The sequence below is a fragment of the Siphonobacter curvatus genome (assembly GCF_002943425.1).
Lineage (GTDB): Bacteria > Bacteroidota > Bacteroidia > Cytophagales > Spirosomataceae > Siphonobacter > Siphonobacter curvatus.
In genome coordinates this window covers 170,540-187,735 of the sequence record NZ_PTRA01000001.1, presented here as the reverse complement: position 1 = coordinate 187,735, position 17,196 = coordinate 170,540, and the positions used below count along the sequence as shown (strand labels likewise).

Here is a 17,196-nt window from a genome sequence, read left to right as displayed (position 1 = left end):
ACCATGAAGATACTCGTTGCTGTAGTGCTGTTTCTGAGTCTGATCGGCTGCCTGGCTTGCGAGCAGGAAGTAAACTCGGTACTGATTCCGTACGAGCGTAAATTGGTACTGGAATGTTACTTGAACCCCCACGAGCAGATCATTCAGGTTACGCTGCGTTCCAATCAGCCCATGGTGGGCACGGATAGTGCTGCTTTCATCCGCAATGCGGTGGTACAGATTTCCAATGGTCAGCGAACGGTTACCTTACCTCCACGAGCCGACGTTTATCGGATTACTACCCGACAAATGCCCCTAGTCGCGGGTAGCACGTATACGTTGACGGCTTCAGCTCCTGATTTTCCACCCATTGAAGCCTCCTGTACTATTCCGTCCGTGGTGAATGGGGTAAGCTGGCGTGACGAAGGCTTGAGTTATATTCAACGCCCCTTGAGCGTTACCGTATACCGAACGTATACATTGCTTTGGAACGGAGGTACTAGTACAGAGCCGTACTACTTTGCCCTCGGACGGCAGTGGGCTTTTTCGGATACGACAGCCGTTGATGGACGAGATACCGTCATTAACGGTTTGGAAACACGGTGGGATCACTTCAAAACTGCCGCTGAACTTCGGCTTAATTCCCCCATGGTACGGGCTTATCTGGGACGAATTGTTTCCCCGGACTCTGTCTTACGCTCGCCTCGATCAACGGATTTACTCATTCTCCAATGTGACCGCCATGCGTACGAATTTTTGAAAGCGAGTGCCCTGCAAATGGAAAATGGCAATAATCCTTTTGCTGAGCCTACGCTTATTCCCAGCTCAGTTAAAAATGGATTAGGGGTCTTTGGAGCCATCTATTTACGAAGACGAACGATTCCCTGACTTCACAAAAAAAGACCGATACCTGAAGCATCGGTCTTTTTTTATATCGAAAAACAGTCAACACCTACGCTTCTACTGTTTCTTTACTCAACAGCTCAACGAACTGATCGAACAGATAACGGGAATCGTGAGGTCCTGGAGCCGCTTCTGGGTGATATTGTACGGAGAAGGCCGGCTTATCCGTCCGACGGATCCCTTCGATGGTTTTATCGTTCAGGTTAACGTGCGTTACTTCTACGTTCGGGTGGCTTTTGATTTCATCCGCGTTTACGGCAAAACCGTGGTTTTGGGAAGTAATCTCACAAAGACCCGTAATCAAGTTTTGTACCGGGTGATTCAATCCACGGTGACCGTGGTGCATCTTATACGTGGAAATACCACTTGCTTCAGCCAGTAACTGGTGGCCTAAACAAATACCAAACAAGGGCTTACCCGTATCAATGAGTTCTTTTACTGTCTCAACGGCGTACTCCATCGCTGCCGGATCGCCCGGGCCATTCGAGATAAAGAAACCGTCCGGATTCCAGGCCAATACCTCTTCTACGGGCGTTTTTGCGGGGAAAACTTTGCTGTAGCAATCACGCGTAGCGAAGTTATTAAGGATGCTTTTCTTGGTACCGTAATCCATTACTGCAACCCGGTATTTCGCATCTTCATTCCCTACAAAATAAGGCTCTTTCGTACTTACTACTGAAGAAAGTTCCAGACCTTCCATAGAAGGCAGCTTTTTCAGTTCAACCATCAGTTCTTCTGGATTAAGGATTTCAGAAGAAATAATGCAGTTCATCGCTCCACGCTCGCGGATGATGCGTACTAACTGACGCGTATCCACATCGCTGATTCCCACGATTCCAGCCTTTTCAAAATACTCCTGTAAAGATGAATCGGCTACATTACGAGAATGAATGGGTGAGAAAGAATTACAGATCATCCCTGAAATCTTCACGCTATTCGATTCCTCTTCCGTATCCAGTAGGACGCCGTAATTTCCGATGTGTGCATTGGTATTGACAACCACCTGACCAAAATACGAGGGATCTGTATAGATCTCCTGGTAGCCGGTCATGCCCGTATTAAAGCAAATTTCGCCACCGTGCGTGCCAATTTTGCCTAATGCAGTACCACGAAACGTCGTGCCGTCTTCTAATAAAAGGAGGGCTTCCTGGGTTTGATTGCTCATGCCTGGTTCGTAAAGAAGCCCTTGCTAGCCGGAAAGACAGACAAGGGCATTATGTGCTATTAGTTCTTTTACTGTACAAATTGGACAAAGATACTTCTTCTAGCCGAAAAGCTTTAAAGCTAAGCTCTTTAAAAAAGAAACTTTTAAGAAAAATAGTTCAGACACATTTGATTTTGGCACTAATTACTACTATTCAAATATGGAATTGAAGAAAACCGCTACCGCCCATTTAATCAAAATACTATTTCACCCATCCGCTGCTTTTACGAACAAATAGTCTCTATTTTTATTCGAAACGAGGATTCCATTGCAAGTATCTATTGCAGAGTATGGGTTTTGTATTATTCAAAAAGGGTAGCCTTGCCAGTAGTGTGAGGGGAAGGTAACTTGCCTTCGCTTCCTCAGTATAGTCTGAAGTTTCCATTCCTATTGACTCAATTTCCTTTCTCGTATGAAGAAGCGATCCTTTCTTAGTTTTAGCCTGCTTGCTCTTAGCATAAGCATCTCGCAGGCCCAATCCGACACCCAGAAAGTCATTTCCAGCTTGCAGGACAAAACGGATCACTACGGAGCCATTTCTAAAAAAATCTGGGATTATGCCGAAGTAGGCTACCAAGAAACGAAAAGCTCCGCCCTGTTGCAGGCTGAATTAAAGAAAGCAGGGTTTAGCATTGAGTCAGGCGTGGCGGGTATTCCTACGGCCTTTATTGCCACCTATGGAAGTGGAAAGCCCGTCATTAGTATTCTGGCCGAATACGATGCCTTACCTGGTCTGGCTCAGGCAGCTACTCCCGAACGTAAAGTAATTGAAGGACAGCGAGCGGGTCATGCTTGTGGTCACCATTTGTTTGGTACAGGATCATCGGCAGCTGCCATTGCCGTAAAAGACTGGCTGAAGCAATCCGGCAAAACGGGCACTATCAAGCTCATTGGAACGCCGGCGGAAGAAGGCGGTTCGGGTAAGGTATACATGGTTCGGGACGGTATCTTCAAGGATACTGACGTCGCCTTACACTGGCATCCGGGCGATGCGAACGCAGCCAATCCTTCGTCTTCCTTGGCTAATATTTCGGGTAAATTCAGATTTAAAGGGATCTCCGCCCACGCTGCCGCTGCTCCCGAACGCGGTCGTTCAGCCCTTGACGGCGTGGAAGCCATGAATGACATGGTCAACATGATGCGAGAACACATTCCACAGGATACCCGCATTCATTACATCATTACGAAAGGGGGCGAAGCTCCTAACGTAGTACCCGATTTTGCAGAAGTGTATTACTACGCCCGTCACAAAGACCGTAGTATCTTACAAAACGTCTGGAAACGCATCACTAAAGCCGCCGAAGGAGCCGCGTTGGGTACGGAAACCACGATGGAACTGGAAGTAATTGGGGGCGTATATAATTTACTTTCGGTAGAGTCACTGGCTAGCCTCATGTACAAAAACCTTGAGCAGGTAGGAGGCTTCTCGTACACTGACGAAGAGAAGAAGTTTGCCGAAAAGCTTACTGAAAGCTTTGGAGCCTCCTTCGGTTCCCTGCCTAAACCGGGCAGTGCTCAACAAATAGCTCCCTATTCGGCCGCCAGTTTACTAGGATCAGCCTCGACGGACGTAGGGGACGTAAGCTGGGTGGTACCAACGGTAGGGATGACGGCGGCCACCTGGGTACCTGGCACCGCTCCGCATAGCTGGCAGGCCGTAGCAGCGGGTGGTACCAGCATTGGTATAAAAGGAATGATGGTCGCTGCCAAAACACTTGCCTTAACTGCAATCGATCTTTACAATGATCCTGCTCTAATGAAGAAAGCGAAAGAGGAATGGGAGGAATTGCGGGGTAAAAATTTCAAATACGAAGCTTTGCTGGGTGATCGAAAGCCCGCTCTGGATTACCGGAAGTAAGTACAAACAAAAAGGGTACTCACGAAATGTGAGTACCCTTTTTAAAAGTGAGAAAAGACTATTCTTCGTCTTTCTTTTCTTCTTCAGCAGCGGGAGCTTCAGGAGCCTGTTCTTCCGTTGCAGGAGCTTCCGTAGCGGCAGCAGCTACCGGCGTCGTTTCTACTACTTCAGCAGCAGGAACATCATCCGTAGTTTTCTTACCACCACGACGGCTACGACGAGTCGTTTTCTTTTCTTCTACTTCTTTCACGCTGTAAACTTCGTTGAAGTCAACCAGCTCGATCAAAGCTACTTCCGCGTTATCGCCTAAACGGTTGCCCAATTTGATGATCCGCGTGTATCCACCTGGACGATCAGCAACTTTCTCAGCTACTGAACTGAACAATTCCTTAACGGCTTCTTTGCTCTGCAGGTAGCTAAATACGGTACGACGATTGTGAGTCGTATCTTCTTTCGCACGGTTGATCAGAGGCTCAGCGTATTTACGAAGTTCTTTCGCTTTCGCTAAAGTCGTTTCAATCCGTTTGTGCAAGATCAAAGAAATGGTCAGGTTAGCTAACAGAGAGCTACGATGCGAAGCCTGACGGCCTAAGTGGTTAAATTTTTTCCCGTGTCTCATGGGAGTCGTAAGTTGCGGTCAGGACACCAGTTTGCAGCGATCTACTGCCCCACCTATTACGAATTGATTAAAAAAACTATCGAGTGCTGCCAGTTCGATGGTTATAAAAAGTGCTTAGAAACTACAGCTAATGCCTTCGTCTCTAAGCACTTTCAAATATACTATTCTTCTTCCAGACGATACTTAGCTACGTCCATTCCGAAGTGAAGATTTTTATCTGCTACTAGTTGCTCCAGCTCAGTAAGTGATTTCTTACCGAAGTTACGGAACTTCATCATGTCAGAAATTTCCAGTTTCACCAGATCACCCAACGAGCGAACGTCTGCTGATTTCAAGCAGTTATACGCACGTACGGAAAGATCCAGATCCTGAAGAGGGGTTTTGAGTAATTTCCGCATGTGCAGGAATTCCTCATCCACTACATTTTCTTCTTCAGGTTTAACCGTTTCGAAAGTCATCGTCTGATCGCTGAACAACATGAAGTGCTGAATCAGGATATAAGCAGCTCCTTTCAATGCATCTTCCGGGTGGATTGAGCCATCGGTCATTACCTCAATGATCAATTTCTCGTAATCCGTACGTTGTTCCACACGGAAGTTTTCGATGCTGTATTTTACGTTTTTGATAGGCGTATAAATCGCATCGATAGCAATATGACCGAAGGGCAATTCCGTCGTACGAGGTTCGTCAGCGGGAATGTAACCACGGCCTTTTTCCAGAATCAACTCAATATCCAATTCCTTGGATTCGTCGATGTGGAGAAGTTCTAATTCAGGATTAAGAATCGTGAAATAAGGGGTAAACTTTTGGATATCACCGGCAGTGAGAACCTTTTGGTTTTTAACCTTCACGTTAATCTTATTATCCAGTACTTCCGAGGCTGCTTTAAAGCGAACCTGTTTCAGATTCAGAATAATATCAGTTACATCTTCCATTACACCTTCAATGGAAGAGAACTCATGCAATACTCCTGAGAATTTTACGCTTGTGATGGCGTAACCTTCCAGAGAGGAGAGCAGGATCCGACGGAGGGCATTGCCAATCGTGACACCGTAGCCCTTTTCCAAGGGCTTAAACTCAAATACACCGTGAAAGTCGTTGGCCTTTTCCATTACGACTTTGTCGGGCATTTGGAACGCGAGTATTGACATACGGATTGGGTTTTTAGCGTAATACTTGGATGGTAAACCTTGACGACGCAAAGGATTGAAGGATGGACCAACCCATCCTCCAATCCTTACTGGGAGAATCAAGGCTCTGGAAAAATCCAGAGTAAATAAGATTTGGCTTATTACTTCGAATACAATTCGACGATTGCCTGCTCATTGAAGCTCTCCGGAATCTGATCGCGTTCAGGATAGCTAACGAATTTACCTTGTAAGTTAGACTGTTCCCATTCCAACCAGTTAAAACGCTTCGTGTTCCGGCCAGCCAGACTATTCTGTACAGCTTCCAGAGATTTTGACTTTTCACGAACCGAGATCAATTGGCCTGGACGTAGGGAATAAGAAGGTACGTTCACGATTTCACCATCAACAACGATGTGTTTGTGAACGACCAACTGACGAGCTGCCCGACGCGTCGGAGCGATACCTAAACGGTATACCGTGTTGTCCAGACGAGCTTCGCACAATTTCAGCAGGTTCTCACCCGTAATACCTTCACGAACGGCAGCTTTATGGAAAAGGTTTTCAAATTGTCTTTCCAGAATACCGTACGTATATTTTACCTTTTGCTTTTCTTGCAATTGGAGAGAATATTCAGACTTTTTACCCCGCTTGCCCTTGCCATGTTGGCCGGGACCATAGTTTTTGCGAGAAACAGCCTTACCTCCACCGAGAACGGCTGCGTCGCCAAAACGACGGGAGATTTTTGCCTTAGGACCTGTATAACGTGCCATGAAAAATGAAATTGGAGAGGTTTGAAGCGGTATATACCGTTATAACCTGTTTCCTATATCTTTTGAGTTGTCGATTAGGACAAGGTGATTGGTTGATTAATACTTCGGCCCGATACTGGTAATCACCAACCAGGGGTGCCTATCTCACTAAAAGTTAGAATTGTGTCGGTACTAGACGCGACGACGTTTGGGAGGACGGCAGCCATTGTGGGGCAGCGGAGTGATGTCCTTAATCAACGTTACTTCAATACCTGAACCTTGAATCGTACGAATCGCTGATTCACGGCCTGAACCGGGTCCTTTTACGAACACTTCAGCTTTACGCATGCCTGCTTCGTGAGCTACTTGAGCACAGTTAGCAGCGGCAACCTGAGCAGCATAAGGCGTGTTCTTCTTAGAACCCTTAAAGCCCATTTTACCAGCAGAAGCCCAAGAGATAACTTGACCTTGGTTATTGGTAATTGAAATAATGATGTTGTTAAACGTAGCTCGGATATGAACCTGTCCAACTGGTTCTACCACTACGACCCGCTTTTTGGCTTTGTCTTTCCGTTTTGCCTGAGCCATTTCTGATGGAGTTTGAAACGTTCAAAGTTTAAAGTTTAAGGTTGACTTCATACCTCAAACCTTAAACTCTAAACTAATTATTTCGTTGCTTTCTTCTTGTTAGCAACCGTCTTACGCTTACCTTTCCGGGTACGAGAGTTATTCTTCGTTTTCTGACCACGGAGCGGTAGTCCTTTCCGGTGACGCAGACCTCGGTAGCAACCAATATCCATCAAGCGTTTGATGTTCAATTGGATTTCTGACCGAAGTGGTCCTTCCGTTTTGTATTCACTGCTAATGACGTTACGGATAGCCGTAGATTCTTCGTCATTCCATTCGCCAGCTTTCTTGTCTACGCTTACGCCAGCTTTAGCTAAAATGGTGCGGGACAAACTACGGCCGATGCCGAAGATGTACGTGAGAGCGATTTCGCCCCGCTTTTTGTCGGGAATGTCTACCCCTGCAATACGAGCCATATTGGTCGGATAAGTTTTGTACGCTCAAAATCGAGCGGGATTAACCTTGACGTTGTTTAAACTTAGGGTTTTTCTTGTTGATCACGAAGAGCTTTCCTTTGCGACGAATTACTTTGCAATCAGCACTACGCTTTTTGATCGAAGCTTTGACTTTCATCTTATTTCGAGTTTTCAGTTTTCAGCGGTTCACCGCTTCGGTTTTCAGTTACCAGTCACAGTAATTGAAAACTGTAAACTGCCAACTATCAACTTTACTTGTATCGGTAGGTAATACGAGCCTTTGATAAGTCATAAGGCGACATTTCCAAGCGAACCTTATCTCCGGGCAGAATTTTGATGTAGTGCATCCGCATTTTACCGGAAATATGAGCGATCACTTCATGCTTATTTTCGAGTTGTACCCGAAACATTGCATTCGATAATGCCTCCAGAATGATACCGTCCGTGGTTATAGAGCTTTGTTTGGCCATTTGTTTAGTTTAGAATAGGACTTTTAGAATTGAGAAGTACTCGCCCTATCCTTCCTATTATGCGATGGCCATACTACGTTCGGCCAGTACTTGCTCAATGTATTCGAAAGTGGTTAAGATTTCGGCCTTCCCTTTGCGAACCGCCACCGTATGCTCAAAGTGAGCGGCCGGCTGCCGATCCGTTGTACGAATAGTCCAACCATCTTTTTCCTGTACCACACTTCGTTTCCCCAGAGTAATCATCGGTTCGATGGCAATAGTCATCCCTTCTTTGAGTTGGGGACCTTGACCTCTTCTTCCGAAATTAGGTACCTCTGGGCCTTCGTGAAGAAATTTACCTACGCCGTGTCCCACTAACTCTCGAACCACACCGTATCCAAATTGCTCCACATGACTTTGTACCGCATACCCAATGTCACCAATCCGATTACCTGCTACTGCTTTATCAATGCCCAGGTAAAGAGAATCATAGGTGCGTTTCAGCAGTTGTTTTACTTCAGGTTTAATTTCCCCCACTGGATAAGTAAATGCACTATCCGAATGGTATCCATTCAAAAACACCCCACAATCTACTGAAATAATATCTCCTTCTTTTAAGCGATACGGACTTGGAAAACCGTGTACGACCACTTCATTGACGGAGATACAAAGAGCAGCCGGGAAGTCATTATACCCTTTAAACGAAGGATGACCCTTGTGATCCCGAATAAACTCTTCTGCTACACGATCCAGTTCCTTAGTTGTTACTCCTGGATTAATCAGTTTAGCAACCTCGGCGTGAGCCTTACCCAAAACCTGAGCACTGATTTTGATTAATTCAATCTCTTCGTCAGTTTTTAGATAAACCATCTTTCTGTGTATTAAATCGCAGAAACGCTTTCAGTCGTTCTGCCTTGCACGCGTCCTGATTTCATTAAACCTTCGTAACGACGCATCAGCAGGTAACTTTCAATTTGCTGCAGTGTATCCAGTACTACCCCTACCAGAATCAGTAAGGATGTTCCACCGAAAAACTGTGCAAAGCCTTGAGAAATACCAAACAGACGAGCAATCGCTGGCATTACTGCCACCAGAGCTAACATAATCGCTCCGGGTAAGGTAATACGGTCAAGAATCTGACCGATATATTCTGACGTTTCAAAACCAGGTTTAACACCGGGAATAAAACCGCCACTCCGTTTCATGTCATCAGCAATCTGCTGCGGGTTTACTGAAATCGCCGTATAGAAATACGTAAATACAATAATCAGGAAACCAAATAACACGTTATACTGCCAGTGGTCATAGCTATTAAACGCTTGAGCAATCGACTGAGCCGTATCACTCTTTTCAGCAAAATAGCCCGCTACTAGACCCGGTACGAACATCAACGCTTGGGCGAAAATGATGGGCATAACACCCGCAGCATTCAACTTCAAGGGAATATACTGACGTTGTCCGCCAACCACCTTGTTTCCTACTACCTGCTTGGCATACTGTACAGGAATACGGCGAGTAGCTTGCGTAATTAGAACAGCACCCATTACAACAAAATACAGGGCAACAAGTTCAATTACGAATAATAAAGCTCCACCAGTACCTCTTGAACCAGCTTCCTGCAGCAAAGCAACCGGGAAACGAGCTACGATACCAATCATAATCAGCAGAGAGATACCATTTCCAATTCCTTTATCCGTGATTCGTTCACCCATCCACATACAGAAGATTGTGCCCGAAATCAAAATAATTGTTGAGTAAATGGTAAACCAGCTTCGCTCAATCATCAAGGCTTCCGCCGGAATCTGTGATTGGGTATAGGCGATTGCCTGAGCCGTAGTAACGAAAATGGTTAATACACGAGTAATCTGGTTTAGCTTGCGACGACCAGACTCCCCATCTTTCTGCATTTTCTGAAAATAAGGCAGTGCAATGGTCAACAGCTGAATTGCAATAGACGCCGAGATATAGGGCATAATACCCAGAGCAAAAATGGAAGCGTTTTGAAAAGCTCCTCCAGAGAAGGTGTTAATCAAATCCAGCAAACCATTTCCTTGGCCCTTAGGAAGTCGAGCCGGATCAATACCCGGCAGAACAATATATGAACCTATACGATAAACAGTAATAAACAACAGGGTGTTGAGGATCCGGCTACGGAGCTCCTCAATGGACCAAATGTTCTTGAGAGTAGTTATAAACTTGTTCATTCCAGCGAGGATTCAAATTCACCTGTCGTTCATCCGGAAACTAAACCGTAACTGCTTTACCACCGGCTTTTTCAATGGCTTCAACCGCCGTTTGTGAGAAGGCATGTACCTTCACTTCAACAGCTGATTTTACCTCACCGCGGTTCAGTACTTTTACCAGATCCTTTTTACCAACCAGACCGTTGTTGTAAAGCAGTTCAATGTCTACTACAGTAGCATTAGTTTTCTCAACTAAAGACTGGATAGCGTCCAGATTGATTGCTTTGTAAGCTACGCGGCTCAGGTTGTTAAAACCGAACTTAGGTACACGACGTTGCAAAGGCATCTGACCACCTTCGAAACCTCTTTTACTGCTGTAACCCGAACGAGACTGAGCCCCTTTATGTCCGCGAGCAGAAGTTGCTCCTTTACCAGAGCCTTGTCCGCGACCGACACGCTTACCTACTTTCGTAGAACCAGCGGCGGGTTTCAAATTGCTAAGATTCATTGTCGTATTGATTCAAAGTGAAAAGCGTTACCGCTCCACACTGAGTTTCTTAGATTTCTTCCACTTGAATGAGGTGGTTCACTTTACGAATCATACCAGCGATGGCATCATTCAGCTCAACTTCCACACTCCGATTGATTTTGCCCAAACCCAGGGCTTTAATAGTACGCTTTTGGTTTTCAGGACGTTCAATCGTGCTACGAACCTGAGTAAGTTTAACCTTTGCCATTTCTTTAAAGTTCTCGGTTTTTAGTTCTTGGTTCTTAAGTTATGCTTAATTAACCAAGAACTAAGAACACTATGACTTATCCATTGAATACGGTTGCCAGTTTCACTCCACGCTGACGAGCTACTTCGTGGGGTGCACGCATTTTCAGCAGAGCATCAACCGTAGCTTTTACTACGTTGTGAGGATTGGAAGAACCTTTTGATTTCGCTAATACGTCGCGAATACCGGCGCTCTCCAGAACGGCACGCATAGCACCACCCGCAATTACTCCCGTACCAGGAGCAGCAGGCTTCAGCAGTACGAAACCACCTGAGAATTTACCTTCCATATCGTGAGGTACCGTATGCTTCAATAAAGGAACTTGTACCACATTTTTCTTGGCATCTTCAATTCCTTTAGCAATCGCGTCGGTTACTTCGTTGGCTTTACCTAATCCGTAGCCTACTACGCCTTTGCCATCGCCTACTACTACGATAGCTGAGAAGCTGAAGCGACGACCGCCTTTTACTACTTTAGCTACCCGGTTAATAGCAACAACACGTTCCTTTAACTCTGACTCGTTATACTTGGTAGGTCTGTTCGTTTGCATGATTCTTTGAAATTAGAATTGAAGGCCACCTTCGCGGGCTCCGTCAGCTAGTGCTTTTACTTTCCCGTGATACAGGTAACCGTTCCGGTCAAACACCACAGCTTCAATACCAGCGGCCTTAGCTAATTCGGCTACTTTCAAGCCTACTTGCTTAGCAGCTTCAACGTTGTTACCCTGTAAGCCTAATTCGAAAGAAGAAGAAGCGGCTACTGTCTTGCCAGCTTCGTCATCGATTAGTTGGGCATAAATACCTTTATTAGAGCGGAAAACCGTCAAACGAGGACGCACAGGCGTACCATCCACTTTACTGCGAATGCTACGTTTGATCCGAAGCCGCCGGGAATCTTTAGTAGTTGCCATTGTAATTCAAATTGATTGTGGATTACCGACCCACACGTTTGAGTATAGAAAGCTTCAAGCCATAGCCGAAGCTTTCTACTGGAAATATTATTTCTTACCAGCCGCTTTACCAGCTTTCCGACGCACGAATTCACCCGTGAAGCGAATACCTTTGCCTTTGTAAGGCTCAACCTTACGGAGAGACTTAATTTTGGCAGCGACTTGGCCGATTAGTTGCTTATCAATACCTTCCAAAACCACTTTAGGGTTTTGTCCTTTTTCCATCGCTGTCGTTACCTTCAGTTCTTCAGGAATAGCGACGAAAATGCTGTGAGAGTAACCCAAAGCCAATTCCAGGATATTTCCTTGGTTAGAAGCTTTGTAACCTACCCCAACGATTTCCATTTCGGTACGGTAGCCCGTGCTTACGCCGACTACCATATTGTTGATCAGGGCACGGTACAGACCGTGCAGGGCCTTATGGCGTTTTTGTTCCGTAGGGCGAACCACTTGTAACTCGCTACCTTCGATTTCTACCGTAATGTCTGGGTCAATCGTTTGGCTCAATGTGCCTTTAGGTCCTTTTACGGTAACCTGGCTCTTATCAACCGATACGCTAACTCCAGCAGGCAGGGTAATGATTTTTTTACCAATGCGTGACATGGTACTGAGTGTTAAAATGAATTAGCGGAGGTTTTCAGTGGTAAGATTGACCTCCGCTATTCCATTGGTTTAATTAATAAACGTAGCAAAGTACTTCGCCACCTACATTGAGGGTACGAGCTTCTTTGTCCGTCATAACTCCTTTTGACGTCGAAACAATTGCGATGCCTAAGCCGTTTAATACGCGAGGAAGTTCTTTCGAACCTGAGTATTTCCGAAGACCGGGTTTACTTACGCGGGTTAACTTAACGATAGCTGACTGTTTCGTCAGGGGATTGTATTTCAAAGCGACTTTGATGGTTCCTTGTACGGAAGCCTCTTCGTCAAATTTGTAACTTTGAATATAGCCTTTCTCAAAGAGAACTTTAGTAATCTCCTTCTTGAGATTGGAAGCCGGGATCTCGACGATTCTGTGGCGAGCCTTGATGGCATTCCGCAGACGGGTCAAGTAATCTGCAATCGGATCCATGAAAGAATATGATTTTGCTACGGGCCGCTTCAAAACGGCTCGCAAAATTAGAGAATCAAAATGGATACACCAAAAATTACCAGCTCGATTTTGTTACGCCCGGAATTTTTCCATCAGAAGCCATTTGACGGAACGTAACACGGCTGATACCGAACTTCCGCATGTAACCCCGGGGACGACCATTCAGCTTATCGCGGTTATGGAGACGTACAGGGGAAGCGTTGCGGGGAAGTTTGTCAAGTCCGATGAAGTCACCGGCCTCTTTGAGGGCTTTGCGTTTAGCAGCGTACTTGGCTACCAGACGTTCGCGTTTCCGCTCTCTTGCTTTGACTGATTCTTTTGCCATTTTGTTTGCTTATAATTGGTCCCCGTCCTTTTCAGAAATCTGAAGTGACGGGGGATCAATAATTACTTTTTTTGTCCAGCAAAGGGCATTCCTAAAGCTTTCAGCAGTTCTAAGCTTTCAGCGTCAGTTTGTGCTGTAGTAACGAACGTAATATCCATACCTGAGATTTTTTGTACTTTCTCAATAGAGATCTCAGGGAAGATGATTTGTTCTTTTACACCTAAAGTATAGTTACCACGGCCATCAAAGCCTTTGTCACTAATTCCTTTGAAGTCACGTACGCGAGGCAGAGCGATCGACGTCAGACGGTCCAGGAATTCGTACATTTTTTCGCCACGCAGCGTTACTTTCGCTCCGATAGGCATGTTTTCACGAAGCTTGAAGTTAGAAATTGCTTTCTTAGAGATCGTGGCTACCGCTTTCTGACCTGAGATCGTAGATAATTCTTCTACCCCTACGTCAACCAGCTTTTTATCTGCTACAGCAGCACCGATACCTTTGTTGATCACAATTTTTTCCAGTTTCGGTACTTGCATCACCGATTTGTACTGGAACTTCTCTTTCAAAGCAGAAACTACTTCGTCAAAGTACTTTTGTTTTAATCTGGGAGTTGCCATTGATGCGAATGGTTTGTGGATTTCCGACCCACTGTTTCGTGTTGACAGCTTTTAACCGCCAAGCTAGTTAAATAAGGTTACCGCTCTTTTTGCTGAAACGCTGAGACTTGCCCTTTTCGTTCAGTTTACGGCCGGTGCGGGAGGCTTCGTTCGTCTTCGGGTCTACCACTTTCAGGTTACTGATGTGGATGGGACTTTCGATTTCTTTGATTTCTCCCTGAGGGTTGGTCGCGGAAGGTTTCACGTGTTTCTTTACCAGATTCACACCTTCTACGATAGCCCGTTGCTTTTCGCGATCCACAGACTTGATAACGCCGGTTTTACCTTTAGCGTCACCGGCGATCACTAAAACCGTGTCACCGCTGCGAACGTGAAGCTTCACTTGCTTTTGCTTTTCCATTGTTTGATTTCGTACGATTATCCTGAGTGATTAGAGCACTTCAGGAGCCAGCGAAACAATTTTCATGAATTGCTTTTCACGCAATTCGCGAGCAACTGGTCCGAAGATCCGAGTTCCACGCGGTTCGTCCTGGTTGTTTAGAAGTACGACGGCGTTATCTTCAAAACGGATGTAAGATCCGTCTTTCCGGCGAATTTCTTTTTTCGTACGAACCACTACGGCTTTAGACACCGTTCCCTTCTTCATGTTCGAAGAGGAGAGGGCTTGTTTTACGGTTACTACGACTTTGTCGCCGATAGATGCGTAACGCTTGCCCGTACCGCCCAACACGCGGATTACGAGTACCTCTTTGGCACCACTATTATCCGCTACGCTACATCTAGATTCTTGCTGAAGCATGTCTTTGCTGAGATTTCAGTTTCGTTTTCAGTTTCCGCTTTCAGTTTAGCTATCCGCTAATCATCAAAAAACGGAAACCGATCCCTACTCCTGCCTGATTACTTGGCTTTTTCGATGATTTCAACCAAACGCCACCGTTTGTTTTTAGACAAGGGACGGGTTTCCATCACTTTGATCGTATCGCCGACGCCACACTCATTGTTTTCGTCGTGTACCATCAATTTGGTCGTTTTCTTTTGGAATTTACCGTAGATTGGGTGCTTCACCTTCCGCTCGACGGTAACTACCACCGACTTATCCATGCTGCTGGATACCACCCGACCAAATCTGACTTTTCTGAGCTTACGTTCTACTTCCATGATTCGGAATTTGCTTTGTGCCCGTATCGGGCAATGACTAGCGAGCGTTAAGTTCGGTCAACAACCGGGCGATAAGCTTACGGGAGGTCCGAATACGCAACGGATTTTCGATTGGAGAAATAGCATGAGCAAATTTGAGACGGCTCAATGCATCTTTTTCCTGGGCAATTTGCTGACGGATTTCTTCCGTACTCAAAGCCCGAATGTCTTTGATTTTCATTACTGCTATAATTTGAAAACTTGAAAAGGGCTAATTTGAAAATCGTAGTATTCGACTAGAACCATTTCAAATTGTCGAATTATCAAATCCTCAAATTAGTTAGCTTCCTGGTAATCCCGGCGAACTACGAATTTCGTCCGTAGGGGCAGCTTTTGAGCTGCTAAACGGAGAGCTTCCTGAGCCAGTTCCAGAGGTACACCCGTTGATTCAAATAGAATTGTTCCGGGTTTCACGTTGGCTACCCAATACTCGGGAGCACCTTTCCCTTTACCCATCCGAACCTCTGCAGGCTTCTTGGTAATAGGCTTATCGGGGAAAATACGAATCCATACTTGTCCTTCCCGTTTCATTGCACGGGTAACAGCGATACGAGCCGCTTCAATCTGGCGAGCCGTAATACGGCCGGGTTCCAGCGATTTGATTGCAAATGAGCCGAAGGAAATCTCATGGCCCCGCGTTGCAAGACCCTTGATCCGACCTTTCTGCTGTTTGCGGAATTTGGTTCTTCTCGGTTGTAACATGATCGTTGAGTTCTTTAGAGTTTGAAGCCCTATTGACTAGGGCTTACAACCTAATTAGCGACGTCCTCCTGGTCCACCGCCACGGTTTCCACCACCTTGGCCACCACGGTTGTTGTTTCCACCACGGTTTCCACCGCCTTGGCCACCACGGTTGTTGTTTCCGCGTCCACGGTCACCACCACCTTCACCACGACCTCGACGGTTACCACCATCGCGATCATCTCCACCACGACCGCCACGACGATCGCCGCGATCAGAACCTCCACGAGCTTCAGCACCGCCGGCGTTCAAACCAGCGTTAACTACTGAAAGATCACGCTTACCGTATACTTCTCCTTTGAAGACCCAGATCTTGATACCGATCTTTCCGTATACCGTTTGAGCTTCTGAAATAGCGTAGTCAATGTCAGCACGGAGCGTATGCAGAGGGACACGTCCTTCTTTGTACTCTTCCGTACGAGCCATTTCAGCTCCACCTAAACGGCCTGACAAGCGAACTTTGATACCCTGTGCTCCTACCCGCATAGCTGAAGCAATTGCTTGCTTCATAGCACGACGGAAAGAAATACGAGCTTCCAGTTGTTGAGCGATCGTTTCACCAACGAGTTTCGCATCTACTTCCGGACGCTTGATCTCGAAGATATTGATCTGAACATCTTTGCCCGTCAATTTCTTGAGCTCTTCTTTGATTTTATCAACTTCGTTACCGCCCTTACCGATAACCACACCCGGACGAGCCGTGTTGATGGTTAGGGTAACCCGCTTCAGCGTACGCTCGATGATTACTTTCGAGATCGCACCTTTAGGAATACGAGCAGCAATGTATTTACGAATCGTTTCGTCTTCTACCAGCTTTTCAGCGAAGTTCTTTCCACCGTACCAGTTGGATTCCCAACCACGTACAATACCCAGACGAAGACCTACGGGGTTTACCTTTTGTCCCATGGTGTGTTACGCTTCCGTGTTTTCGGTTTTAGTTTCTTCTGCCTTGGCTTTGCTGGCTACAACAAGCGTTACGTGATTCGAACGCTTCCGTACCCGATACGCACGGCCCTGAGGAGCCGGACGAAGACGTTTCAGGAAAGGACCGCCATCTACGAAAATAGTTTTTACGTATAGGTCAGCATCTTCCAGCTTCACTTCTTCGCCGAATTTCTCCTGCCAGTTTGCAATTGCCGACAGCAGCAACTTTTCCAGACGCGGAGAGCCCGACTTAGGCTGATATTTTAAGATCGCCAATGCCTTGTTTACTTTCTGGCCGCGAATCAGATCGGCAACCAGTCGCATTTTCTGGGGCGACGTCGGGACGTTATTAAGTTTTGCGATTGCTTCCATTACTAAGTTGTCAGTTTGTGGTTCTTAGTTTTCAGTTACCAGCGATATGCCTCTGTCAACTGAAGACTGCCAACTGTAAACTGGT

General features: G+C 46.0%; 27 protein-coding genes. 2 read left to right on the top strand and 25 right to left on the bottom strand.

The window, feature by feature from the left end:
- Positions 1 to 3 precede the first annotated feature (3 nt).
- Positions 4 to 867 carry a DUF4249 domain-containing protein gene (locus tag C5O19_RS00795; RefSeq protein WP_104709478.1) on the top strand — a complete coding sequence of 288 codons (864 nt, stop codon included), beginning with the start codon at positions 4 to 6 and terminating at the stop codon, positions 865 to 867.
- Positions 868 to 931: 64 nt separating this feature from the next.
- On the opposite strand, the gene carA is transcribed toward C5O19_RS00795, so the two are convergent.
- A complete protein-coding gene (carA, locus tag C5O19_RS00790; RefSeq protein WP_104709477.1) occupies positions 932 to 2,047 on the bottom strand; it encodes a glutamine-hydrolyzing carbamoyl-phosphate synthase small subunit in 1,116 nt (371 codons plus the stop codon).
- 451 nt (positions 2,048 to 2,498) lie between these two features.
- Here carA and C5O19_RS00785 point away from each other — a divergent pair, with 451 nt between their 5' ends.
- Positions 2,499 to 3,944, top strand: a complete 1,446-nt coding sequence (locus C5O19_RS00785; RefSeq protein WP_104709476.1) for an amidohydrolase — start codon at positions 2,499 to 2,501, stop codon at positions 3,942 to 3,944.
- 58 nt (positions 3,945 to 4,002) lie between these two features.
- Here C5O19_RS00785 and rplQ read toward each other — a convergent pair whose 3' ends face one another.
- The 24 genes from rplQ to rplV all read right to left on the bottom strand — a co-directional run bounded on the left by rplQ (position 4,003) and on the right by rplV (position 17,111).
- Complete coding sequence (rplQ, locus tag C5O19_RS00780; RefSeq protein ID WP_104709475.1) at positions 4,003 to 4,563, bottom strand: 50S ribosomal protein L17; 561 nt, start codon at positions 4,561 to 4,563, stop codon at positions 4,003 to 4,005.
- Between the two features lie 161 nt (positions 4,564 to 4,724).
- A complete protein-coding gene (locus C5O19_RS00775; RefSeq protein WP_094816383.1) occupies positions 4,725 to 5,714 on the bottom strand; it encodes a DNA-directed RNA polymerase subunit alpha in 990 nt (329 codons plus the stop codon).
- A gap of 140 nt (positions 5,715 to 5,854) precedes the next feature.
- On the bottom strand, positions 5,855 to 6,463 hold the full coding sequence (rpsD, locus tag C5O19_RS00770) for a 30S ribosomal protein S4 (RefSeq protein WP_104709474.1): 609 nt from the start codon (positions 6,461 to 6,463) through the stop codon (positions 5,855 to 5,857).
- A gap of 171 nt (positions 6,464 to 6,634) precedes the next feature.
- Positions 6,635 to 7,030: a 30S ribosomal protein S11 gene (gene rpsK / locus C5O19_RS00765; RefSeq protein WP_094816379.1), complete on the bottom strand. Its 396-nt coding sequence runs from the start codon at positions 7,028 to 7,030 to the stop codon at positions 6,635 to 6,637.
- A 77-nt stretch (positions 7,031 to 7,107) separates the two neighbouring features.
- The gene (gene rpsM / locus C5O19_RS00760) at positions 7,108 to 7,485 is read right to left on the bottom strand and encodes a 30S ribosomal protein S13 (RefSeq protein ID WP_094816377.1); all 378 of its coding nucleotides are present in this window, start codon (positions 7,483 to 7,485) and stop codon (positions 7,108 to 7,110) included.
- A gap of 40 nt (positions 7,486 to 7,525) precedes the next feature.
- Complete coding sequence (gene ykgO / locus C5O19_RS00755) at positions 7,526 to 7,642, bottom strand: type B 50S ribosomal protein L36 (protein ID WP_094816375.1); 117 nt, start codon at positions 7,640 to 7,642, stop codon at positions 7,526 to 7,528.
- 94 nt (positions 7,643 to 7,736) lie between these two features.
- Positions 7,737 to 7,955 carry a translation initiation factor IF-1 gene (gene infA / locus C5O19_RS00750; protein WP_093200805.1) on the bottom strand — a complete coding sequence of 73 codons (219 nt, stop codon included), beginning with the start codon at positions 7,953 to 7,955 and terminating at the stop codon, positions 7,737 to 7,739.
- A 57-nt stretch (positions 7,956 to 8,012) separates the two neighbouring features.
- Entirely contained in the window at positions 8,013 to 8,804 is a 792-nt protein-coding gene (gene map / locus C5O19_RS00745) for a type I methionyl aminopeptidase (protein WP_104709473.1), read from the bottom strand.
- Positions 8,805 to 8,815: 11 nt separating this feature from the next.
- Entirely contained in the window at positions 8,816 to 10,138 is a 1,323-nt protein-coding gene (secY, locus tag C5O19_RS00740) for a preprotein translocase subunit SecY (RefSeq protein ID WP_094816371.1), read from the bottom strand.
- A gap of 40 nt (positions 10,139 to 10,178) precedes the next feature.
- Complete coding sequence (gene rplO / locus C5O19_RS00735; protein WP_094816369.1) at positions 10,179 to 10,625, bottom strand: 50S ribosomal protein L15; 447 nt, start codon at positions 10,623 to 10,625, stop codon at positions 10,179 to 10,181.
- A 49-nt stretch (positions 10,626 to 10,674) separates the two neighbouring features.
- Complete coding sequence (gene rpmD, locus C5O19_RS00730) at positions 10,675 to 10,854, bottom strand: 50S ribosomal protein L30 (protein ID WP_094816367.1); 180 nt, start codon at positions 10,852 to 10,854, stop codon at positions 10,675 to 10,677.
- A 76-nt stretch (positions 10,855 to 10,930) separates the two neighbouring features.
- The gene (gene rpsE, locus C5O19_RS00725; RefSeq protein ID WP_104709472.1) at positions 10,931 to 11,443 is read right to left on the bottom strand and encodes a 30S ribosomal protein S5; all 513 of its coding nucleotides are present in this window, start codon (positions 11,441 to 11,443) and stop codon (positions 10,931 to 10,933) included.
- A gap of 12 nt (positions 11,444 to 11,455) precedes the next feature.
- Complete coding sequence (gene rplR, locus C5O19_RS00720) at positions 11,456 to 11,803, bottom strand: 50S ribosomal protein L18 (RefSeq protein WP_094816363.1); 348 nt, start codon at positions 11,801 to 11,803, stop codon at positions 11,456 to 11,458.
- Positions 11,804 to 11,890: 87 nt separating this feature from the next.
- On the bottom strand, positions 11,891 to 12,445 hold the full coding sequence (rplF, locus tag C5O19_RS00715) for a 50S ribosomal protein L6 (RefSeq protein WP_094816361.1): 555 nt from the start codon (positions 12,443 to 12,445) through the stop codon (positions 11,891 to 11,893).
- Between the two features lie 73 nt (positions 12,446 to 12,518).
- Positions 12,519 to 12,914 (bottom strand): 30S ribosomal protein S8, encoded by a 396-nt coding sequence (rpsH, locus tag C5O19_RS00710; RefSeq protein ID WP_094816359.1) that lies wholly within the window; start codon positions 12,912 to 12,914, stop codon positions 12,519 to 12,521.
- Positions 12,915 to 12,990: 76 nt separating this feature from the next.
- Positions 12,991 to 13,260 (bottom strand): 30S ribosomal protein S14, encoded by a 270-nt coding sequence (gene rpsN / locus C5O19_RS00705; RefSeq protein ID WP_094816357.1) that lies wholly within the window; start codon positions 13,258 to 13,260, stop codon positions 12,991 to 12,993.
- A gap of 62 nt (positions 13,261 to 13,322) precedes the next feature.
- Positions 13,323 to 13,877 (bottom strand): 50S ribosomal protein L5, encoded by a 555-nt coding sequence (gene rplE, locus C5O19_RS00700; protein ID WP_094816355.1) that lies wholly within the window; start codon positions 13,875 to 13,877, stop codon positions 13,323 to 13,325.
- Between the two features lie 67 nt (positions 13,878 to 13,944).
- Positions 13,945 to 14,277 carry a 50S ribosomal protein L24 gene (gene rplX / locus C5O19_RS00695; RefSeq protein ID WP_094816353.1) on the bottom strand — a complete coding sequence of 111 codons (333 nt, stop codon included), beginning with the start codon at positions 14,275 to 14,277 and terminating at the stop codon, positions 13,945 to 13,947.
- A gap of 30 nt (positions 14,278 to 14,307) precedes the next feature.
- The gene (rplN, locus tag C5O19_RS00690) at positions 14,308 to 14,676 is read right to left on the bottom strand and encodes a 50S ribosomal protein L14 (RefSeq protein WP_094816351.1); all 369 of its coding nucleotides are present in this window, start codon (positions 14,674 to 14,676) and stop codon (positions 14,308 to 14,310) included.
- Positions 14,677 to 14,774: 98 nt separating this feature from the next.
- The gene (gene rpsQ / locus C5O19_RS00685) at positions 14,775 to 15,035 is read right to left on the bottom strand and encodes a 30S ribosomal protein S17 (protein ID WP_094816349.1); all 261 of its coding nucleotides are present in this window, start codon (positions 15,033 to 15,035) and stop codon (positions 14,775 to 14,777) included.
- A 37-nt stretch (positions 15,036 to 15,072) separates the two neighbouring features.
- Positions 15,073 to 15,255, bottom strand: coding sequence for a 50S ribosomal protein L29 (gene rpmC, locus C5O19_RS00680; protein ID WP_094816347.1), 183 nt, complete (start codon positions 15,253 to 15,255; stop codon positions 15,073 to 15,075).
- A 95-nt stretch (positions 15,256 to 15,350) separates the two neighbouring features.
- Positions 15,351 to 15,776 (bottom strand): 50S ribosomal protein L16, encoded by a 426-nt coding sequence (rplP, locus tag C5O19_RS00675; protein WP_094816345.1) that lies wholly within the window; start codon positions 15,774 to 15,776, stop codon positions 15,351 to 15,353.
- Positions 15,777 to 15,830: 54 nt separating this feature from the next.
- The gene (gene rpsC, locus C5O19_RS00670) at positions 15,831 to 16,721 is read right to left on the bottom strand and encodes a 30S ribosomal protein S3 (protein ID WP_094816343.1); all 891 of its coding nucleotides are present in this window, start codon (positions 16,719 to 16,721) and stop codon (positions 15,831 to 15,833) included.
- Positions 16,722 to 16,727: 6 nt separating this feature from the next.
- Entirely contained in the window at positions 16,728 to 17,111 is a 384-nt protein-coding gene (rplV, locus tag C5O19_RS00665) for a 50S ribosomal protein L22 (RefSeq protein ID WP_094816341.1), read from the bottom strand.
- Positions 17,112 to 17,196 lie beyond the last annotated feature (85 nt).

Coding starts and splice junctions, on each gene's coding strand:
- C5O19_RS00785 (WP_104709476.1), top strand. CDS start 2,499: ATGAAGAAGCGATCCTTTCTTAGTTTTAGCCTGCTTGCTCTTAGCATA.
- rplQ (WP_104709475.1), bottom strand. CDS start 4,563: ATGAGACACGGGAAAAAATTTAACCACTTAGGCCGTCAGGCTTCGCAT.
- ykgO (WP_094816375.1), bottom strand. CDS start 7,642: ATGAAAGTCAAAGCTTCGATCAAAAAGCGTAGTGCTGATTGCAAAGTA.
- rplO (WP_094816369.1), bottom strand. CDS start 10,625: ATGAATCTTAGCAATTTGAAACCCGCCGCTGGTTCTACGAAAGTAGGT.
- rplE (WP_094816355.1), bottom strand. CDS start 13,877: ATGGCAACTCCCAGATTAAAACAAAAGTACTTTGACGAAGTAGTTTCT.
- rpmD (WP_094816367.1), bottom strand. CDS start 10,854: ATGGCAAAGGTTAAACTTACTCAGGTTCGTAGCACGATTGAACGTCCT.
- rpsK (WP_094816379.1), bottom strand. CDS start 7,030: ATGGCTCAGGCAAAACGGAAAGACAAAGCCAAAAAGCGGGTCGTAGTG.
- C5O19_RS00795 (WP_104709478.1), top strand. CDS start 4: ATGAAGATACTCGTTGCTGTAGTGCTGTTTCTGAGTCTGATCGGCTGC.
- rpsM (WP_094816377.1), bottom strand. CDS start 7,485: ATGGCTCGTATTGCAGGGGTAGACATTCCCGACAAAAAGCGGGGCGAA.
- C5O19_RS00775 (WP_094816383.1), bottom strand. CDS start 5,714: ATGTCAATACTCGCGTTCCAAATGCCCGACAAAGTCGTAATGGAAAAG.
- rpsQ (WP_094816349.1), bottom strand. CDS start 15,035: ATGGAAGTAGAACGTAAGCTCAGAAAAGTCAGATTTGGTCGGGTGGTA.
- rpsE (WP_104709472.1), bottom strand. CDS start 11,443: ATGCAAACGAACAGACCTACCAAGTATAACGAGTCAGAGTTAAAGGAA.
- rplF (WP_094816361.1), bottom strand. CDS start 12,445: ATGTCACGCATTGGTAAAAAAATCATTACCCTGCCTGCTGGAGTTAGC.
- map (WP_104709473.1), bottom strand. CDS start 8,804: ATGGTTTATCTAAAAACTGACGAAGAGATTGAATTAATCAAAATCAGT.
- rplV (WP_094816341.1), bottom strand. CDS start 17,111: ATGGAAGCAATCGCAAAACTTAATAACGTCCCGACGTCGCCCCAGAAA.
- rpsH (WP_094816359.1), bottom strand. CDS start 12,914: ATGGATCCGATTGCAGATTACTTGACCCGTCTGCGGAATGCCATCAAG.
- carA (WP_104709477.1), bottom strand. CDS start 2,047: ATGAGCAATCAAACCCAGGAAGCCCTCCTTTTATTAGAAGACGGCACG.
- rplR (WP_094816363.1), bottom strand. CDS start 11,803: ATGGCAACTACTAAAGATTCCCGGCGGCTTCGGATCAAACGTAGCATT.
- secY (WP_094816371.1), bottom strand. CDS start 10,138: ATGAACAAGTTTATAACTACTCTCAAGAACATTTGGTCCATTGAGGAG.
- rpsN (WP_094816357.1), bottom strand. CDS start 13,260: ATGGCAAAAGAATCAGTCAAAGCAAGAGAGCGGAAACGCGAACGTCTG.
- rplP (WP_094816345.1), bottom strand. CDS start 15,776: ATGTTACAACCGAGAAGAACCAAATTCCGCAAACAGCAGAAAGGTCGG.
- rpsC (WP_094816343.1), bottom strand. CDS start 16,721: ATGGGACAAAAGGTAAACCCCGTAGGTCTTCGTCTGGGTATTGTACGT.
- rplN (WP_094816351.1), bottom strand. CDS start 14,676: ATGCTTCAGCAAGAATCTAGATGTAGCGTAGCGGATAATAGTGGTGCC.
- infA (WP_093200805.1), bottom strand. CDS start 7,955: ATGGCCAAACAAAGCTCTATAACCACGGACGGTATCATTCTGGAGGCA.
- rpsD (WP_104709474.1), bottom strand. CDS start 6,463: ATGGCACGTTATACAGGTCCTAAGGCAAAAATCTCCCGTCGTTTTGGC.
- rplX (WP_094816353.1), bottom strand. CDS start 14,277: ATGGAAAAGCAAAAGCAAGTGAAGCTTCACGTTCGCAGCGGTGACACG.
- rpmC (WP_094816347.1), bottom strand. CDS start 15,255: ATGAAAATCAAAGACATTCGGGCTTTGAGTACGGAAGAAATCCGTCAG.